This window comes from Thalassolituus hydrocarboniclasticus (assembly GCF_025345565.1).
Classification (GTDB): domain Bacteria; phylum Pseudomonadota; class Gammaproteobacteria; order Pseudomonadales; family Oceanobacteraceae; genus Venatoribacter; species Venatoribacter hydrocarboniclasticus.
The window spans coordinates 1,593,095-1,608,139 of sequence record NZ_CP054475.1 but is presented as its reverse complement, the minus strand read 5'-3'; the positions used below and the strand labels follow the sequence as shown (position 1 = coordinate 1,608,139).

The following is a 15,045-nucleotide window of genomic DNA, read 5'->3' as shown; positions in this document are numbered from 1 at the left end:
CCGAAATCCCCGTCCAATCTCTATGTCGTAACAGGCCGTTATTCGACCTGTTTTTGCCGGAGATAACCGTGACAGCCACTTATCGTAAAGGGCAGAATATGAAATAGTGTGCAGAGTAAAGACGCGGATACAATCCGCTGCGAAAGACAAAGGAATGCTTATTACTGTCCGGCTGTTCAGCAATTTACCATTCTTAACAGAACAAAAATGGGTTAGTTATTAATGTTGTAAACAGACCGAAAAATCAGCCATAAAAATAACAAGGATTTACGCATGTCAGTCAAAACACCTCTGGAAATGCTTTATCACTGGGAAAAAACCACTCCGGATGCCGTCTATCTGCGTCAGCCAATTGATGGGGTTTTTCATGAATTTACCTGGGCACAGGTGGGCGATCAGGTGCGCAGGGTTGCTAATGCACTGATTGCGCAAAATTACGAGCAGGGCTCACACATCGCCATCCTGTCGAAAAACTGCGCCGAGTGGTTTATTACCGATCTGGCAATCATGATGGCCGGACATGTTTCCGTACCCATTTATTTTACCGCCGGACAGGAAACCATCCGCTACGTCCTTAACCACAGTAATTGCAAGGCCATATTTATCGGCAAACTGGATGATACCGAGCATCAGTGCGCCGCTATCGACAGTCATATCACCCGTTTCGCCATGCCATATGGCACCATTCCGGCCACTTATCAGTGGCCTGAGTTGCTGCAGCAGCAACCACTTTCCAGCTCACCTGTACCAGCCGCGTCTGACACCATGACCATTATTTACACCTCTGGCAGTACCGGTAATCCGAAGGGTGTGGTCAATACTTTTGGTTCTTACGGCTGGAGCTGTCAGGCTCTGGCTCAGGCACTGAAGGTCGGCACCAAAGAGCGCATGCTCAGCTACCTGCCGCTGGCCCATATTACAGAGCGTGTCTACGTTGAAGGCGCCAGCCTGTATAACGGCTTCTGCGTTTCTTTTGTTGAGTCACTCGATACCTTTGCCGAGAATCTGAAAGCCGTATCGCCGACGTTATTTATTTCTGTGCCGCGCCTCTGGACACGTTTTCAGATGGGCGTACTGGCCAAAATCCCACCGAAAAAACTCAATCGCCTGCTCAGCATTCCGATCCTGAAAGGCATCGTCGCGAAAAAAATCCGTCAACAACTGGGACTCGACAGCGCACGCCTGTTTGGTTCCGGCTCTGCGCCTATTTCTCCGGCGACTCTGCACTGGTATGAGCGCATTGGTATTAATATCAGTGAAGGCTGGGGCATGTCAGAAAACAATGGTCTGGGCACGCTGAGCTATCCGTTCCGCCGCGATAAAATCGGTTGTATCGGTCATCCGTATGACGGCGTTGATCTGCGCATTGCTGAAGATGGCGAAATTCAGCTGAAAGGCCCCTGCGTAATGAAAGAATATTATCTGGAGCCGGAAAAAACCGCCGAAGCCTTCACCAGTGATGGTTATCTGCGCACCGGCGATAAAGGCACCATTGATGCCGACGGTTATGTGCGTATTACCGGCCGTCTGAAAGAAATTTTCAAAACAGCCAAAGGGAAATACGTCGCGCCGGTGCCGATTGAATCCTTATTAATGGAAAATTCTCTGATCGAACAGATCTGCGTAACCGGCAGCAATCTGAAGCAGCCGATTGCCCTGGTGGTTCTTACCCCGGAAGCTCAGGTGCATGATGCGGAGCACTTACGCCATAGCCTGAAACACACTCTGGAACACACCAATAAAAAGCTGGAAAGCCATGCCCGTCTGGATGCCATGGTCGTCGTGGATGACAGCTGGAGTGTGGAAAATGGCCTGCTGACGCCAACGTTAAAAATCAAACGCCATTTGATTGAGAGTAAATATCACGATCTGATTCAGCGGGAGCATAGCCAGAGCGTTGTCTGGCAACAAGCCTGATAAAGGCAGCACCAAAGAGAGCGGGCGTTATTCGCCCGCCAGTTCCTCACAACGCCAGACGCCCTGCTCTCCGCCCAGATGCTGACTCAGCTTTGGTAACAGGTTCTGCATTTTATCTTTCAGCGTCCATGGCGGGTTAATCACAATCATGCCGGATGATGTCATTCCCCGCCCTTCGGTGTCCGCGCTTAATCCCAGCTCAAATAACTGAATACGGGCAATACCACTGGCTTTCAGTTGTTGTTCCAGCTTATTAATGCGGCTGCGTTCCACCACCGGATACCAGAGCGCATAAATACCGGTGGCAAAACGCCGGTGGGCTTTTATCAGAGTTTCCACCACCAGTTCATAGTCGCTTTTAATTTCATACGGCGGGTCAATTAATACCAGTCCACGGCGCTCGCGTGGTGGCAATGCGGCAATTAATCCTTTAAAACCATCGCTCTGTTCAACCCTGATCCGGCGGTCGGTTGCCATTAATTCATCCAGCAAACGGAAGTCCTGCGGATGCAGTTCAAATAACTGCGCGCGGTCCTGTTCCCGCAGAAATAACTGCCCAAGCCGTGGCGATCCCGGATAAAACTGACTGGCAGCCAGGCCACTCTGATCATGAGCCGGACGACTGCTGGCTACCGCTTCAAGGTAGCTCTGTAATTCTGGCCAATCACTGTTCTGCAGACGGCCGATACCGGTTTCGAATTCAGCATTTTTTTCTGCTTCCGCTGATTGCAGCGAATACAGACCAGCACCTGAGTGCGTGTCGATATAAACAAAAGGTTTTTCTTTCTGCTGCAGGTATTGCAGGATTTCAACCTGAATCAGATGTTTCAGTACATCGGCAAAATTGCCGGCATGAAAAGCGTGGCGGTAGCTCAGCATAGAATATCCGCAGTGTTCAGATGAAAGGTTATAAAAAGATAAAAAAAACGCATCGCCAGGCGATGCGTTTTTTACTGACCAGTAACGATTATGGCCGGTCGTCCACTTCTTCCTCTTCCGGCGGCATCAGATCTTCGCGGCTGATCTTCATCATCAGCAGCAGACTGGAAGCAACGAATACCGACGAATAAGTACCGACCAGTACACCGATCATCAGTGCCACGGCAAAGTTATGAATCAGATCGCCACCCACCACCATCAGCGCAAATAATACCAGCGCCGTGGTTAAGGAGGTCATGATGGTACGACCCAGCGTCTGATTGATCGAGTAGTTGATCACCTCTTCGGCATCACCGCGACGCAGCATGCGGAAGTTTTCACGGATATGGTCAGACACCACGATAGTATCGTTGAGCGAGTAACCGATGACCGCCAGCAGCGCGGCCATTACCGTCAGGTCAAATTCCCACTGGAACAGAGCAAACAGACCGATAATGATGATTACGTCGTGGAATAACGCCACCACAGCACCGACCGAGAATTTAAACTGGAAGCGTGCGGCAACGTAAATCATCACCACAAACAGCGCCAGTAATAACGCAAGGCCACCCTGATCGCGTAATTCTTCACCCACCTGTGCACCAACAAACTCGCTGCGCATCAGCGTCAGTGTGTTATCGGCACTCTGGGTTTGCAGAATATTCAGAACTTCTGCGCCAAGGTTGTCGCGGAAGGCTTCTGACATGCGTACCAATACATCGGTTTCTGCGCCAAAGTGCTGAACCGTTACATCACGATAGCCGGCACTTTCCAGCGCGGTTGAAATACGATCAATGGATTCCGGTGTTTCATACTGAACTTCCAGCAGCGTACCGCCGGTAAAATCCAGCCCCAGATTCAGACCACGTGCTGCGATGGCACCAATGGAGATAACAATCAGAATAATCGACAGAATGCTGGCTGCATGACGCAGACGCATAAAGTTAAAATTGGTCGCCCCAATCATGACTGACCTCCGATAGACAGTGTTTCAATACGGCGGCCACCGTAAATCCAGTTGATAATGGCACGGGTCAGAACGATCGCTGTAAACATCGAGGTGATAATACCGAACGACAGTGTTACCGCGAATCCTTTTACCGGACCGGTTCCGACGGCAAACAGAATGACCGCAACAATCAGCGTGGTCAGGTTGGCGTCGAAAATGGTAATAAAGGCGCGGTTATAACCTTCATGGATCGCCTGTTGTGGCGAACGGCCATTGCCCAGTTCTTCGCGTATGCGGGCAAAAATCAGCACGTTGGCATCCACCGCCATACCCACGGTTAATACGATACCGGCAATACCCGGCAGCGTTAATGTGGCGCCGATAATCGACATCAGGGCAATCAGAATCACCAGGTTAGCCAGCAGCGCAACGTTGGCAACCAGACCAAATAAGCGGTAGTAAACCGCCATCAGAATCAGCACCAGCGCCAGACCCAGAATGACCGAGTTAATACCCATCTCGATGTTTTCTTTACCCAGGCTTGGTCCGACCGTCCGTTCCTCAACGAAGTACATAGGCGCTGCCAGTGCACCGGCACGTAACAACAGTGCCAGCTCTGAGGCTTCAGCTGATTCCAGACCGGTAATACGGAAACTGTTGCCTAATACACTCTGAATGGTTGCCAGCGAGATAATGGATTTTTCCACGATCTGAATGGTTTTCGGTGTTTCCACACCATCGACCAGTTCATAGGTGGTTTTTGGCTTACGCTCAACAAAGAGTACCGCCATGCGGCGCTTAACGGCCTTGCGCGTTACCTGGGTCATCATCGCGCCGCCTTTGGCGTCGAGATCAATATTTACCTGCGGGAAGCCATTTTCATCGAACGATGGCTGTGCGTTGGTTACGCTGTCACCGGTGGTAATAATGGCTTTTTCCAGACGTGCGGTCCGGAACTGCTCATTACGGAACGCGTATTCATCAGTCTGGAAACGGCTGGCACCCGGCTCGGCTTCAAGACGGAACTCCAGATTCGCGGCCTTACCCAGAATTTTCTTGGCTTCAGCCGTGTCCTGTACACCTGGCAGTTCAACCACGATACGGTTACGGCCCTGACGCTGCACCAGAGGTTCAGCCACACCCAGCTCATTCACCCGGTTACGCAGGGTCGTGAGGTTTTGCTTGATGGCGTAGTCTTCAAATTCTTTGATTTTGGCTTCGGTAATCGCCAGTACAACGTCGGCGTACTCACCTTTATCTTCATTTTCCTGCAGGAATTCAGGATAGGTGCGGGAAATAAAGCTGTTAGCCTGCGCCCGGACTTCAGCATCGACGAAGCTGATACGCAGCTTATGATCTTCAATCTGAATACGGCGGTACTTCAGCTGTTCTTCACGCAGACGGTTACGGAATTCTTCACGGTAGTTGGCGATTTTGCTTTTAACGTAGTCATCCATATCCACTTCCATCAGGAAGTGCACACCACCGCTCAGATCCAGACCCAGGGTCATAGGACCCGCGCCCATATTGAGCAGCCAGTCGGGTGTGGTTGGCGCCAGGTTCAGTGCGACAATGAATTCATCACCCAGCAAACGCTGTACAGCGTCTTTTGCCGGCAACTGATTTTCGTTGCTGGTCAGGCGAAACAGTGCCGTACTGCCGGTCACTTCTTCGCCAAAAAATTCGATATTGCGTTCCTGCAGAGCAGAACGGACTTTGCTCAGCACCGCTTCTGACATTTGCGCACCGGAACGGGCCGGTGTTACCTGAATAGCGGCATCGGGCGGATAGAGGTTAGGGGCGGCGTACAGGCAGGAAAACACCAGCGCCAGTACAATGAGAAGGTTTTTCCACAACGGGTATTTATTGAGCATACAACTGCCCTTATTCCTTATTCAGAAAACAAAGACGGCCTCCTGAGAGACCGTCCTGAGCCCGGAGACGGGGCTTAAGCTTTAACGTCTTTGATGGTGCCTTTTGGCAGAGCCGCAGTAACGGCCACTTTCTGCACCGGCAGCTGAACACCGTCAGCCACTTCAATCACCACAAAGTCATCAGTCACTTTGGTGATTTTGCCCAGCATACCGCCGGCAGTAACAACTTCATCACCTTTGCTCAGACCACCGATCAGGTTGCGGTGTTCTTTCTGACGCTTGCTCTGTGGACGCCACAGCAGGAAGTAGAAAATCAGCAGAAAACCGCCGAGGAATACCAGCTGACCGGTAATGCCCATCGGCTGTTGTGCAGCCGCTGCACCGTCGGCCATGGCCAGACCGGAGGTAGTTAAGGCCAGAGCTGCCAGAATTGCTTTCATGTAGAGAGTCTCCCAATTACTTACCGCGAGTGTGTCACGGCTGAACGACAAAATGTTTACAGACGGCACCACAAAAAGTGCCGCGTGTTATTTATTCCCTGGCTCCGGAGTCCTGATCCAGTGGCGGGGTCTTCATGCCCCGTTTGGCATAGAACTCATCGACAAACCCGGCAAATGTACCTTCTTCCAGTGAGCGGCGCAAACCGGCCATCAGGGTCTGGTAATAATGGAGGTTATGAATGCTATTTAAAGTAGCCCCCAGAATTTCTTTGCATTTGTCCAGATGGTGCAGGTATGCACGGCTGAAGTTTTTGCAGGTATAGCAGTCGCACTCATCATCCACCGGGCCGTTGTAGGTACGGTTGGCGGCATTACGGATTTTCAGCACCCCTTTCGAGGTGAACAGGTGCGAGTTACGCGCGTTACGGGTTGGCATCACACAGTCAAACATATCCACCCCGCGACGCACACCTTCCACCAGATCTTCCGGCTTACCCACGCCCATCAGATAACGCGGCTTGTCCTGCGGCATTTTCGGCGCCACATGACGCAACACGCGCATCATGTCCGGCTTCGGTTCGCCCACACTCAGACCACCGATGGCATAACCGTCAAAACCGATTTCCAGCAGACCGGCGAGGGATTCATCACGCAGGTCTTCATACATACCGCCCTGAATAATGCCGAACAGAGCCGATGGGTTATCGCCATGGGCGTCTTTTGAGCGTTTGGCCCAGCGCAATGACATGCGCATCGAATCAGCGGCCTGCTTTTCAGTCGCCGGATACGGAGTGCATTCGTCAAAAATCATTACGATGTCAGAGCCCAGATCGCGCTGTACCTGCATCGAGCTTTCCGGCGTCATCATGACCTTGTCGCCATTGACCGGCGAGCGGAAAGCCACCCCTTCTTCGGTAATTTTGCGCATATCACCGAGGCTGAACACCTGAAAACCGCCGGAGTCGGTCAGGATTGGCTTATCCCAGCCGATAAAATCGTGCAGATCACCGTGCTGTTTAATTACCTCAGTTCCGGGGCGCAGCATCAGATGGAAGGTATTGCCGAGAATAATCTCAGCGCCCAGCGCCTCAACCTGATCCGGGTTCAGGCCTTTCACCGAGCCATAAGTTCCCACCGGCATAAAGGCCGGGGTCTGAATTTTGCCGCGCGGAAAGGTAATGGTGCCGCGGCGCGCGTGGCTTGAGCCATCAGTAATTTCGGAATGCAGTTCAAACTGCATAAAACATTCACGGGTCATGGACATTATTCCGGTTGAGCGTCGTTCAGCACTGGCTGCGGACGGGATAAAAACATGGCATCGCCATAACTGTAAAAACGATAACGCTGGGCAACAGCCTCGGCATAGGCTGCCATGGTGTTATCACGGCCGGCGAAAGCAGACACCAGCATAATTAAGGTTGATTCCGGCAGATGGAAGTTGGTGATCATCGCATCCACACTACGGAAACGGTAGCCGGGGTAAATAAAGATGCGGCTTTCATCATAGAAAGGCGCAATCTGACCACTCTGGCTGGCACTTTCCAGACTGCGCACCGAGGTAGTACCCACCGCCACGACACGCTTACCGGCAGCACGGGTGGCGTTCACCGCATCAACCACGTCCTGGCTGACTTCAATGTACTCAGCGTGCATCTCATGATCGTGGATATTATCCACCTTGACCGGCTGGAAGGTGCCCGCGCCCACATGCAGGGTAACGTAGGCAAAATTAACGCCCTTCTCTTTAAGCACCTGCAGCAGCGGTTCATCAAAATGCAGCCCGGCGGTTGGTGCCGCCACTGCACCCGGTTTCTCGGCATACACCGTCTGATAACGCTCGCGGTCTTCCTCGGCATCATCGCGCTCCATATAAGGAGGCAGAGGCATATGACCGACCGCATCGAGAATGCTCAGTAATGGACGCTGATCAAGGAAGCGTAACTGAAACAGCGCCCCTTCACGGCCCACCACTTCGACCTCAACACCACCCAGCAGAATCCGGCTGCCGGGTTTCGGCGAACGGGAGGAGCGCAGATGAGCTAATGCTTCATGCTCACCGGTCACTCTTTCTATTAAGGCTTCCAGTTTGCCGCCACTGAGCTTTTCGCCAAACAGGCGCGCCGGAATCACTTTGGTATTGTTGAACACCAACAGGTCACCGGGCTCCAGCATGGAGGCAAGGTCTTTAAAGGTATGATGCGCACGCTCACCGGTTGCGCCATTCAGGCACAACAAACGTGAGGCACTGCGCTCTGCCATCGGATAACGGGCAATCAGCTCGTCCGGCAGATCAAAGTGAAAATCGCTGGTCTTCATCTCGTTCTTGGCGGGCTCTGAGACTGCAAAACTCGGCTTGCAGCCCCGGCCGGTGCAGTAATGACTGGAGGGCTGCAAGATTACCGGAGATAAGCCGGTAAGTTAAGGAAATCATTAGAGAAATTGTTGACAGCGCATTTTTTTCGAGTACTATGCGCGCCACTGACACGCTACTGATGCGCCAGAGTGGCGAAATTGGTAGACGCAGGGGATTCAAAATCCCCCGCCTTTGCGGGTGTGCCGGTTCGAGTCCGGCCTCTGGTACCAAGCAAAAATAGTACTGTCAGTGTGATGTGCGAAGTGGTAACATGCCGCGCCTCAAGCCCAGGTGGTGAAATTGGTAGACACGCAGTGTTCAGGTCGCTGTGAGCTATGCTCGTGAGAGTTCGAGTCTCTCCCTGGGCACCATTAGTTAGAAACTGATAAGTCGTCAGACTTACAGACCCACGCCGAAGTGGTGAAATTGGTAGACACGCAGTGTTCAGGTCGCTGTGAGCTATGCTCGTGAGAGTTCGAGTCTCTCCTTCGGCACCATTCTTAAAGAATGGTGACAATTTGAAAGGTTAACAGCCTTACCCCTGCCCAGGTGGTGAAATTGGTAGACACGCAGTGTTCAGGTCGCTGTGAGCTATGCTCGTGAGAGTTCGAGTCTCTCCCTGGGCACCATTCTTCTGACGAAGATGGTGATTAAAAATATCCCCTCCCCAAAATAAAATCCCATCCAAATAAGCTAATTTTTTCAGTCTGGCTGAATCTGCATCTGTTGCAACGACCTCGGCATCTGTTCCTTTAACCCTATCCGTCTGCACTGCGTCACCGATACCCATCAGAGCAATCTGTCCGACTTATCATTACTGCATTTTCTTATTTACAAAAAACTAAACAGACAACCGGTAACAGCCAGTTTTAAATTACAAATAAAACAATCAGAAGTAATTGATTATCGGCCACTGGCAATAGAATAATCATTAATATAAAACCAGCAATTTCCAAAAGCCGGGTGAAAAAACTCTGCCCATCATTTTCCGTACAGATAGACAGGAATTCGCCAAAAATCCGCCCCAAACACTCACTCTGTAACGAGATTTTTCAAACAAATTAAAACGAAATATTTTTTTGTAGCCAACTGTTAACTTCGTGTTTCATTTCTTTATTTCCTGATTGCAATTCCGTAACCGACTTAATTCATTCTGTCGCATTTGGTTAACTTTTTATCCAGATTCCGTCTAATGAAATACCACTACTTTCATTGTTTACCCCGGAACTTCCTTCTAGTGTTTTGACTGATCATTCCCTTCTTACCCTCAACAGCTGACGACTATTGAGATGCTGAATGAGCCTGAATCAGGCTCGAGGAACCGGACATGATAAAAACACTTCGCCTCATGCTTATGCTGCTATTCCCCATAGCAGCGACCGTGCAGGCCGCGACAAAAATCCACGAAGTTCAGGTCGAACCACCACAAACGCCAGAATATCTGGTGATCTGGGGGACTGAATTCTGGGTTGGAGACCCGGCCCCTGACCCCGCAATTTATTTCGGGACTGAACCTGCCCCGCTACCTCTTTCCTCTGACCAATCTTCCTGCGATTTACTTCCGGCACCACCGCTGGACGTAACCGACAGTTTTGACTGTGTTGTCGTCGACCTGCCTCAGGCCGCCAACTTCTATGGTCCGGGAAAAGTACCGGCGGGTGATTACCTGCTTAAAATTGTCACCACCCGACCCTTTGCCAGTTGCGACAATGGCAAACCGGATTCACTCACTTTTGAATATCAGCCCAGTCTGTGTCAGTACCCACTGCCACAGGAAGACGCCGTGTGTAACGATCTGGGAGCATTAAGTGGGCCGATCTCTGTTACCACCTCTGGTAAATACGGTGACCGCTGGGATGTAACCCCAAGCAGCGGCATACAACCAGGTGAACAGTTTATCGTTACCTCTAACTACGACCGCTGGAATAACAGCCTCGACTTTGTAGTAACGGATGGCAGCAGTACCCAGACATTGTCTGTTCATACTTCGTGCTCTCAGCCACTGAATGTCGGTGATGTCTACGGCAGCCTGGTGCTGTCGGATTTCGGTGGCTATGAAGGTGGTACCAGCACCCAACACGATTTATATGACCTGACCATCGGCGCCGAAGGCCCACAGGGACTTCAGGGCGACACTGGTCCTATGGGTCCTATGGGTCTGACTGGCCCCGTTGGTCCTCAAGGTCCGCAAGGCGAAATCGGTGCTACTGGCCCTGTCGGTCCTCAGGGTCCGCAAGGCGAAACCGGTGCTACCGGACCTAAAGGCGATCAGGGTGATGTCGGTCCTGTCGGCCCTCAGGGTCCGCAAGGTGAGATCGGCCTGACTGGTCCTATCGGTCCGCAGGGTCCGCAAGGCGATCAGGGTCCACAGGGTAACGTCGGTGAAGTTGGTCCTGTTGGCCCACAAGGTCCTCAGGGCGAGATCGGCCTGACTGGTCCTGTCGGTCCTCAGGGTCCGCAAGGTGAAACCGGTGCTACCGGACCTAAAGGCGATCAGGGCGAGATCGGCTTGACTGGTCCTGTCGGTCCTCAGGGTCCGCAAGGTGAGATCGGTCTGACTGGTCCTGTAGGCCCTCAGGGTCCGCAAGGCGAAACCGGTGCTACCGGACCTAAAGGCGATCAGGGTGAAGTTGGTCCTGTCGGCCCACAAGGTCCTCAGGGTGAGATCGGCCTGACTGGTCCTGTCGGTCCTCAGGGTCCGCAAGGTGAAACCGGTGCTACCGGACCTAAAGGCGATCAGGGTGATGTCGGCCCTGTCGGTCCACAAGGTCCTCAGGGTGAAATCGGCTTGACCGGTCCTGTCGGTCCTCAGGGTCCGCAAGGTGAAACCGGTGCTACCGGACCTAAAGGCGATCAGGGTGATGTCGGCCCTGTCGGTCCACAAGGTCCTCAGGGTGAAATCGGCTTGACCGGTCCTGTCGGTCCTCAGGGTCCTCAAGGCGAGATCGGTTTAACCGGTCCTGTCGGTCCACAAGGTCCTCAGGGCGAGATCGGCTTGACCGGCCCCGTTGGCCCGCAGGGTGAAACCGGTGCTAAAGGCGACCAGGGCGATGTCGGCCCACAAGGTCCTCAGGGTGAGATCGGCCTGACTGGTCCTGTCGGCCCTCAGGGTCCGCAAGGCGATCAGGGTCCACAGGGTAACGTCGGTGAAGTTGGTCCTGTTGGCCCACAAGGTCCTCAGGGCGAGATCGGCCTGACTGGTCCTGTCGGCCCTCAGGGTCCGCAAGGTGAGACCGGTCCTACTGGCCCTAAAGGCGATCAGGGTGATGTCGGCCCTGTCGGTCCACAAGGTCCTCAGGGTGAGATCGGCCTGACTGGTCCTGTCGGTCCTCAGGGTCCGCAAGGCGAAACCGGTGCTACCGGACCTAAAGGCGATCAGGGTGATGCCGGTCCTGTCGGCCCTCAGGGTCCGCAAGGTGAGATCGGCCTGACTGGTCCTATCGGTCCGCAGGGTCCGCAAGGCGATCAGGGTCCACAGGGTAACGTCGGTGAAGTTGGTCCTGTTGGCCCACAAGGTCCTCAGGGCGAGATCGGCCTGACTGGTCCTGTCGGCCCTCAGGGTCCGCAAGGTGAGACCGGTCCTACTGGCCCTAAAGGCGATCAGGGTGATGTCGGCCCTGTCGGCCCTCAGGGTCCGCAAGGCGATCAGGGTCCACAGGGTAACGTCGGTGAAGTTGGTCCTGTTGGCCCACAAGGTCCTCAGGGCGAGATCGGCCTGACTGGTCCTGTCGGTCCTCAGGGTCCGCAAGGTGAGAGCGGTGCTACTGGCCCTAAAGGCGACCAGGGCGATGTCGGTCCACAAGGTCCTCAGGGTGAGATCGGTCTGACTGGTCCTGTAGGCCCTCAGGGTCCGCAAGGCGAAACCGGTGCTACTGGCCCTAAAGGCGATCAGGGTGAGATCGGCCTGACCGGTCCTGTCGGTCCGCAGGGTCCGCAAGGCGAAACCGGTGCCACTGGCCCTAAAGGCGATCAGGGTGATGTCGGCCCACAAGGGCCTCAGGGTGAGATCGGCCTGACCGGTCCTGTCGGTCCGCAAGGTGAGACCGGTGCTACTGGCCCTAAAGGCGATCAGGGCGATGTCGGTCCTGTTGGTCCAATGGGCCCTATGGGTCTGACTGGTCCGATCGGTCCACAAGGTCCTAAAGGCGACCAAGGCGATCAGGGGGAAACCGGTGCTACCGGTCCTCAGGGTCCTGAAGGCCCTCAGGGGCCAGCGGGTCCGGAAGGTCCGTTTGACCGTGTGAACCTGCCTTTCAGCTCTGACCAGACCGTGGGTTCCGGTGGTATCAAGTTCATTGGTTTGGGTGATACCTCCAATGAGCATGAGGTCGTGGCCCTGCCATTGGCTTACTCAGGTTATGTAACCAATCTGGTCGTTCGTACCTCCGCCGCTTTCCAGGCTAACAACGAGAAGATCCGCTTCGAAGTCTGGCTGGAAAAAACCGACGGCAGCGCTCCGTACTTCTCTGAGCTATTCTGCGAGATCACAAAAGATACGTATGACGGTAAAGGCTGCTCCGTCCGTATTGATCCCGGCAGTAACTCACTGATGGCAGTGCACTCTATGTACTCGATCAGTATCAGGGTCATCAACGGACCTGATCAGATCGACAACGGCAGCATTGACTGGTCCGGTATCCAGACCTCGGTATCTGCTCTGGTCGGTATCGCGACAGGCGATGTAGAAGAGGAGGAGGTACCGCAATAACCTTCCCCTCCTCCTAACCACAGCCCCAAAGGAATCCGGTTCCTGCGGGGCTTTTCTCATTCAGTGCTGCGGCAAATGCGCAAAATTGCGCGGACTACGACCAATGCCCCCTACCCTAAATGGCTGCTTTGGCTAAGCTTTGCAGATGGAGACTCCGGAGTCCGTTATGTCAAAGCAAGGCATCAGAATACTGCTAACGACCATTGTCAGTGCGCTGCTCAGCCTGCTGGCTGTGCAGGTAATGAATCTCCCCGACCTGCTGACCCTGAAAGAAGCTGCAGCTGTATTGTTTACCTGCATTGTCACGCTCGCGCTGCTATACCGCGCAGTAATAAAGCCGCAAATCGTGTTCAGCCACCAGATCGCGCACCGGCTGACGCACAATAGTGAAGAACATGATCGGGGTCGCCACCCCTTGCCCGATTATCTGCAGGCAGAAATGCAGCGCATTGATGAGCAGCTCGCAGTCTATGCACAACTGAAAGCGCGCCTGTCAGAACATGGTGGCCGTATTGCAATTGCCGCAGCAGAGATGTCCTATGCCGCCGACCAGATGAAAACCAAGATTCATGATGAGGTCGCTGACACAAACCAGATTGTCGCATCAGCTAATCAGATTCACGACACCGTTGAGCATATGGTTAACCAGACTCAGGAGGCCTCCCGCGCAGCCAGTGAAGCCAAAACCATTAACTCCCATGGTAAAAAAGCCGTTGATGAAACCATTCCTCAAATGGAAGGTACCCGGCAGCAGGTCAACACCAACGCTGAGCTTATTGCTCAACTGGAAGCCAAATCAGAAGAGATTAAAGCCGTTACCGGCGTCATCAGTGATATTGCTGAACAAACGAACCTGCTGGCTCTGAACGCCGCCATCGAGGCCGCACGGGCCGGTGAACAGGGACGGGGATTTGCGGTCGTGGCCGATGAAGTACGCGCTCTGGCGGCCAAAACCTCCGGCGCCACGCAGCAGATCGGCGAAACCGTCAATCAGATTAATCTGGAAATTAAAAATGCCGTCAACAACAGCCAGCAATTAACGGTCACCATTGATCATGGTGTGCAGATGACGCAAAAAATAAGTACACACCTTAATGATATTTATGATCGCTCTGAGGAAATCGAACACAGCATCAACACTATTGCATCCAGCGTTCAGGAAAACAGTCAGAATATCCGCCATATTTCCTCCATCGTGCAGGAAACCAGTAAACGGCTGCAACTGACCGAATACGAAATTGCCTCCATTGCCGAACGTTCCCTCAGCCTTTCCGAGACGGCCGAAAAAATTTACGAGGCGTTTGGCAACAGTGAACTGGGAGAGCTTCATGACAAGGCAAAAAAAGAAGCAACTGATGCAGCAGCAGCCATTGGCCACCTGCTGAGTGAAGCGATAAAGAAAGGGATGCTGAGCGAAGATCAGGTATTTGATAAAAACTATCAGCCAATTAAAGGCACCAGCCCTACCAAGTATTCAACCAGCTATGACACCTTCAGCGACCAGAATTTTCCGGCTATTCAGGAACCGATTCTTGAGCGTAACAGCGATTTTGCCTATGCCGGTGCCGTTGACGTTAACGGTTACTTCCCCACCCATAACAAACGTTTCTGCCAGCCGCTGAGCGGGGACTATGCCAAAGACCTGCTGCAGAACCGGACTAAACGTATTTTTAATGACCGAACCGGAGCACGCTGCGGAGCAAACACCCAACCCTTCTTACTGCAAACCTATAAGCGGGATACCGGTGAAGTAATGCACGATTTATCTGTGCCTGTTTATGTAAACGGCCGCCACTGGGGAGGCTTCAGGATTGGTTACCGAAGCCAATAAGGAATAATAAACGACAGGGTAAAATGAAAGACCATAAAAAAGAAAGGTTGCCGGG

General features: G+C 53.0%; 9 protein-coding genes and 4 tRNA genes. 7 read left to right on the top strand and 6 right to left on the bottom strand.

Going from position 1 to position 15,045, the window contains the following annotated elements; translation table 11 throughout:
- Positions 1-273: 273 nt before the first annotated feature.
- Positions 274-1,917 carry an AMP-binding protein gene (locus tag HUF19_RS07025; RefSeq protein ID WP_260999110.1) on the top strand — a complete coding sequence of 548 codons (1,644 nt, stop codon included), beginning with the start codon at positions 274-276 and terminating at the stop codon, positions 1,915-1,917.
- A 27-nt stretch (positions 1,918-1,944) separates the two neighbouring features.
- Here HUF19_RS07025 and HUF19_RS07020 read toward each other — a convergent pair whose 3' ends face one another.
- The 6 genes from HUF19_RS07020 to queA all read right to left on the bottom strand — a co-directional run bounded on the left by HUF19_RS07020 (position 1,945) and on the right by queA (position 8,414).
- Positions 1,945-2,796, bottom strand: a complete 852-nt coding sequence (locus tag HUF19_RS07020; protein WP_260999109.1) for a 23S rRNA (adenine(2030)-N(6))-methyltransferase RlmJ — start codon at positions 2,794-2,796, stop codon at positions 1,945-1,947.
- 88 nt (positions 2,797-2,884) lie between these two features.
- Complete coding sequence (gene secF, locus HUF19_RS07015; protein ID WP_260999108.1) at positions 2,885-3,802, bottom strand: protein translocase subunit SecF; 918 nt, start codon at positions 3,800-3,802, stop codon at positions 2,885-2,887.
- Entirely contained in the window at positions 3,799-5,658 is a 1,860-nt protein-coding gene (gene secD, locus HUF19_RS07010; protein ID WP_260999107.1) for a protein translocase subunit SecD, read from the bottom strand. The genes secF and secD overlap by 4 nt, the downstream gene beginning before the upstream one ends.
- 74 nt (positions 5,659-5,732) lie before the next feature.
- Positions 5,733-6,098, bottom strand: coding sequence for a preprotein translocase subunit YajC (gene yajC / locus HUF19_RS07005; RefSeq protein WP_260999106.1), 366 nt, complete (start codon positions 6,096-6,098; stop codon positions 5,733-5,735).
- Positions 6,099-6,189: 91 nt separating this feature from the next.
- Positions 6,190-7,338, bottom strand: a complete 1,149-nt coding sequence (gene tgt, locus HUF19_RS07000) for a tRNA guanosine(34) transglycosylase Tgt (protein ID WP_436317765.1) — start codon at positions 7,336-7,338, stop codon at positions 6,190-6,192.
- A 23-nt stretch (positions 7,339-7,361) separates the two neighbouring features.
- On the bottom strand, positions 7,362-8,414 hold the full coding sequence (gene queA, locus HUF19_RS06995) for a tRNA preQ1(34) S-adenosylmethionine ribosyltransferase-isomerase QueA (RefSeq protein ID WP_260999104.1): 1,053 nt from the start codon (positions 8,412-8,414) through the stop codon (positions 7,362-7,364).
- 180 nt (positions 8,415-8,594) lie between these two features.
- Between queA and HUF19_RS06990 the strand changes: the two genes are divergently transcribed.
- The 6 genes from HUF19_RS06990 (at position 8,595) to HUF19_RS06965 (ending at position 14,990) form a co-directional block, all read left to right on the top strand.
- Positions 8,595-8,681 (top strand) — tRNA-Leu (locus tag HUF19_RS06990).
- A gap of 55 nt (positions 8,682-8,736) precedes the next feature.
- A tRNA-Leu gene (locus HUF19_RS06985) sits at positions 8,737-8,822 on the top strand.
- A gap of 40 nt (positions 8,823-8,862) precedes the next feature.
- Positions 8,863-8,948 (top strand) — tRNA-Leu (locus HUF19_RS06980).
- A 46-nt stretch (positions 8,949-8,994) separates the two neighbouring features.
- Positions 8,995-9,080 (top strand) — tRNA-Leu (locus HUF19_RS06975).
- Between the two features lie 698 nt (positions 9,081-9,778).
- Positions 9,779-13,159: a DUF7467 domain-containing protein gene (locus HUF19_RS18355; RefSeq protein WP_270049443.1), complete on the top strand. Its 3,381-nt coding sequence runs from the start codon at positions 9,779-9,781 to the stop codon at positions 13,157-13,159.
- A 166-nt stretch (positions 13,160-13,325) separates the two neighbouring features.
- Positions 13,326-14,990 (top strand): methyl-accepting chemotaxis protein, encoded by a 1,665-nt coding sequence (locus HUF19_RS06965; protein ID WP_260999103.1) that lies wholly within the window; start codon positions 13,326-13,328, stop codon positions 14,988-14,990.
- The last annotated feature ends 55 nt before the right edge of the window (positions 14,991-15,045 follow it).

Coding starts and splice junctions, on each gene's coding strand:
- HUF19_RS07025 (WP_260999110.1), top strand. CDS start 274: ATGTCAGTCAAAACACCTCTGGAAATGCTTTATCACTGGGAAAAAACC.
- HUF19_RS07020 (WP_260999109.1), bottom strand. CDS start 2,796: ATGCTGAGCTACCGCCACGCTTTTCATGCCGGCAATTTTGCCGATGTA.
- secF (WP_260999108.1), bottom strand. CDS start 3,802: ATGATTGGGGCGACCAATTTTAACTTTATGCGTCTGCGTCATGCAGCC.
- secD (WP_260999107.1), bottom strand. CDS start 5,658: ATGCTCAATAAATACCCGTTGTGGAAAAACCTTCTCATTGTACTGGCG.
- yajC (WP_260999106.1), bottom strand. CDS start 6,098: ATGAAAGCAATTCTGGCAGCTCTGGCCTTAACTACCTCCGGTCTGGCC.
- tgt (WP_436317765.1), bottom strand. CDS start 7,338: ATGCAGTTTGAACTGCATTCCGAAATTACTGATGGCTCAAGCCACGCG.
- queA (WP_260999104.1), bottom strand. CDS start 8,414: ATGAAGACCAGCGATTTTCACTTTGATCTGCCGGACGAGCTGATTGCC.
- HUF19_RS18355 (WP_270049443.1), top strand. CDS start 9,779: ATGATAAAAACACTTCGCCTCATGCTTATGCTGCTATTCCCCATAGCA.
- HUF19_RS06965 (WP_260999103.1), top strand. CDS start 13,326: ATGTCAAAGCAAGGCATCAGAATACTGCTAACGACCATTGTCAGTGCG.